This window comes from Arthrobacter sp. 2YAF22_2 (genome assembly GCF_052114645.1).
Lineage (GTDB): Bacteria > Actinomycetota > Actinomycetes > Actinomycetales > Micrococcaceae > Arthrobacter.
In genome coordinates this window covers 1-1,431 of the sequence record NZ_JBFRFD010000704.1, presented here as the reverse complement: position 1 = coordinate 1,431, position 1,431 = coordinate 1, and the positions used below count along the sequence as shown (strand labels likewise).

The window sequence follows — 1,431 nt, the reverse complement described above, 5'->3', positions numbered from 1 at the left end:
GACCCGCAGGGACTCGCCGTGGACACGCCGGCCCTGGATCCGATTGAAGACGCCATCCGGGCCATGGCCGCCGGCCGGCCGGTGCTGGTGGTCGACAACGAAGACCGCGAAAACGAAGGCGACATCATCTTCGCCGCGCAACACGCCACCCCCGCCTTGATGGGCTGGACCGTCCGGTACAGCTCCGGCGTGATTTGCGTGCCGCTCACCAGCGAACGGGCCGACGCCCTGGCGTTGCCGCCCATGGCAGTCATCAACCAGGACGCCAAAGGGACCGCCTACACGGTTTCGTGCGACGCGGCGGTGGGCGTGAGCACCGGCATCTCGGCCACGGACCGGGCCCTGACGGCCCGGATTCTGGCCGATCCGACCCGCCAGCCGAATTCGCTGACCCGGCCCGGGCATGTTTTCCCTCTTCGCGCCGTTAAGGGTGGTGTGCGGGAACGTCCCGGCCACACCGAGGCAGCCGTTGAGCTGTGCCGGCTGGCCGGCCTCGAACCCGTGGGCGTGATCGCAGAAGTGGTGTACGACGATGGAGAAATGATGCGGTTGGACGGACTTCGCGGCTTTGCCGTCGAACATGGCTGCCCGCTGATCTCGATTGCCGACCTGGTGGCGTACCTTAATTCCGGGGACGCCGACGGACACCCATCGGCATCCGCCTGAGATATCTGGACTGAGGAGAGACAATGACGACTTCTGAAGCGCACCCGGCAACGCCGGGCCAGCGGCCGCATCCGGTTTCCGGCGGACCGATCGTCCAGCTGCCCACCGCCCACGGCGACTTCGTGGCACAGGCCTGGACCGACCTGGCGACCGGCGCCGAGCACCTCGCCGTCAGTTCGCCGCTGCCGGCCACGGACGGCCAAGCCCCCTTGGTCCGGTTGCACTCCGAATGCCTCACCGGGGACGTATTCGGTTCCTACCGCTGCGACTGCGGCGAACAGTTGGCCTACGCCTTGGAAATGATCCACGAATACGGTGGCACCCTGCTCTACCTGCGCGGCCAGGAAGGCCGGGGCATCGGCCTGGCCAACAAGATCAAGGCCTACGCCCTGCAGGAGGCCGGCTTCGACACCGTGGAAGCCAACGAACAACTCGGGCTGCCGGTGGACGCCCGCTGCTACAAGGCCGCGGCCCAGATCCTCGCCGAAATGGGCCTCCACGAGATCCGGTTGCTGAGCAACAACCCGGATAAGCAGGACCGGCTCGCGCAGGCTGGCGTCCGGGTTGTCGAGATGGTGCCCACCGAGGTGCCGTCCCGGGAACAGAACATCCGCTACCTGCAGACCAAGAAGGACCGGATGGACCACCGGCTGGTCCTGGACATGGAACCCGCGCCCGCCGCGGGGCTTGGCTCGGGACAAGTCGGCTTCGACCACGAACAAGGCTGAGTCCCGTCCGGCACCAGCACCCGCCCTACCCACCCAC

Annotated in this window: 2 protein-coding genes; both read left to right on the top strand. The window is 67.4% G+C overall.

Annotated features, from left to right (window positions below):
• Positions 1-18: 18 nt before the first annotated feature.
• Positions 19-666, top strand: coding sequence for a 3,4-dihydroxy-2-butanone-4-phosphate synthase (ribB, locus tag AB4Y86_RS18860; RefSeq protein ID WP_441403660.1), 648 nt, complete (start codon positions 19-21; stop codon positions 664-666).
• A 23-nt stretch (positions 667-689) separates the two neighbouring features.
• The gene (ribA, locus tag AB4Y86_RS18855; RefSeq protein WP_441403659.1) at positions 690-1,394 is read left to right on the top strand and encodes a GTP cyclohydrolase II; all 705 of its coding nucleotides are present in this window, start codon (positions 690-692) and stop codon (positions 1,392-1,394) included.
• Positions 1,395-1,431: the final 37 nt, after the last annotated feature.

Excerpts from the sequence above, each read along its gene's own strand:
- ribA (WP_441403659.1), top strand. The coding sequence starts at position 690 with ATGACGACTTCTGAAGCGCACCCGGCAACGCCGGGCCAGCGGCCGCAT.